The 1557-nt window shown below is 75.2% G+C and carries 2 protein-coding genes; both read left to right on the top strand.

Annotated features, from left to right (window positions below):
• Positions 1–619, top strand: a 619-nt coding sequence (locus AB0G02_RS39555) for an AAA family ATPase (protein ID WP_360805464.1), incomplete at its 5' end; no start/stop codon positions are given.
• Positions 616–1410 carry an ABC transporter permease gene (locus tag AB0G02_RS39550; RefSeq protein ID WP_360805461.1) on the top strand — a complete coding sequence of 265 codons (795 nt, stop codon included), beginning with the start codon at positions 616–618 and terminating at the stop codon, positions 1408–1410. The genes AB0G02_RS39555 and AB0G02_RS39550, both read left to right, overlap by 4 nt.
• Positions 1411–1557 lie beyond the last annotated feature (147 nt).

Below are 1557 nucleotides of genomic sequence, written 5' to 3'. Positions count from 1 at the left end.
GGACCCCACTCTCCCCACCCCCGCTCGCCGGGTGGACGAGGTGCTGGCCCGGACCGGCCTCGACGGTGTGGCGCACAAGCGCGCGGGCGGGTTCTCGCTCGGCATGCGGCAACGGCTCGGCATCGCGGCGGCGCTGCTGGGCGACCCGCGCGTGCTGATCTTCGACGAACCGGTGAACGGGCTCGACCCCGAGGGCATCCGCTGGATCCGCGACTTCATGCGCTCGCTGGCCCGCGAGGGCCGCGCGGTGCTGGTCTCCAGCCACCTCATGAGCGAGATGGCGCAGACCGCCGACCACCTGGTCGTGATCGGTCGCGGCCGGCTCATCGCGGACACGGGCATGGCGGAGTTCCTGCGCGGACGCGGCGAGGGCACGGTCCTCGTCCGCACGCCGGAGGCCGCCGCGTTCGCCCTCCGGCTCACCGCGGCCGGCGCCACCGTGCGGGAAGGACCCGACTCGTCGCTGGTGGTCTCCGGCTTGGCGAGCGAGGAGATCGGCAGGCTCGCCGCCTACCACGGCACCGTGCTCGTCGAGCTCACCCCGCAGCGGCCCTCGCTGGAGGACGCCTTCATGGAGCTGACCAAGGACAGCGTCGAGTACCAGGGGGTGACCGCGTGAGCCGGCTCGCGCACCGGGCGCGGTTCGGCCACGCGCTGCACGCGGAGTGGGTGAAGCTGCGCAGCCTGCGTTCCACCTGGTACACGCTCGCCTGCCTGTTCGCGGTCGGGCTCGGCATCACCGGCCTCGCGACGGGACGGGCGGGCGAGGCGTACGAGAGCGCGTCAGCCGCGGAACGACTGGCGTGGGACCCGACCGAGCGCAGCCTGACCGCGTACCTCGTGGCCCAGCTGGTCATCGGCGTGCTCGGCACGCTGGTCGTCACCTCCGAGTACGCGACCGGGCTGGTGCGGACGTCGCTGGCGGTCACTCCCCGCAGGAACCGGCTGCTCGCGGCCAAGGTGGTGGTGGCCGCCGGCGTCGCCGCGGTGGCAGGCCAGGCGCTGATGTTCGCCACCTTCCTGCTCGGTCAGGCCCTCCTCGCCGCCCAGGACGTGCCGCACGCGAGCCTCGACGACCCCGGAGTGCTGTCCGCCGTCGTGGGCGGCGGGCTCTACCTCGCGGCGATCGCGCTGCTCGCGATCGGCCTCGGCACGATCCTGCGCGCCACGGCGGGCGCGCTCACCACGCTGGTGGGCATCGTGTTCCTGGTGCCGGCCGTGGCGGGCCTGTTCCCCGCGTGGTTGCGAGGCCTGCTCGACTTCTGGCCGACGCAGGGCGCCGCCGCCGTGGTCGCGACCGTGCCGAACCCCGCCTACCCGCACCCCTGGCTGAACCTGGGCGGGATGTGCCTCGGCGTCACCGCGGTGCTGGTCGCCGCGTTCGTCGTCTTCCACCGGCGTGACGCGTGATGACGGCGGGGAGGGAGGTGCTGCGAGGCGTGACGGCGGCGGTCGCGGCCCTGGCGGCCGTGGCGGGCGCCGCCGCGGGGGGGGGGGGGGGGGTCGACGCCGGCGGCTTCGGGGGGCGGGGGCGGTGGACGGCGGGCGTGGTGGGCG

The organism is Actinosynnema sp. NPDC023658 (assembly GCF_040639995.1).
Lineage (GTDB): Bacteria > Actinomycetota > Actinomycetes > Mycobacteriales > Pseudonocardiaceae > Actinosynnema.
This window is presented reverse-complemented; position numbering and strand designations above follow the sequence as displayed.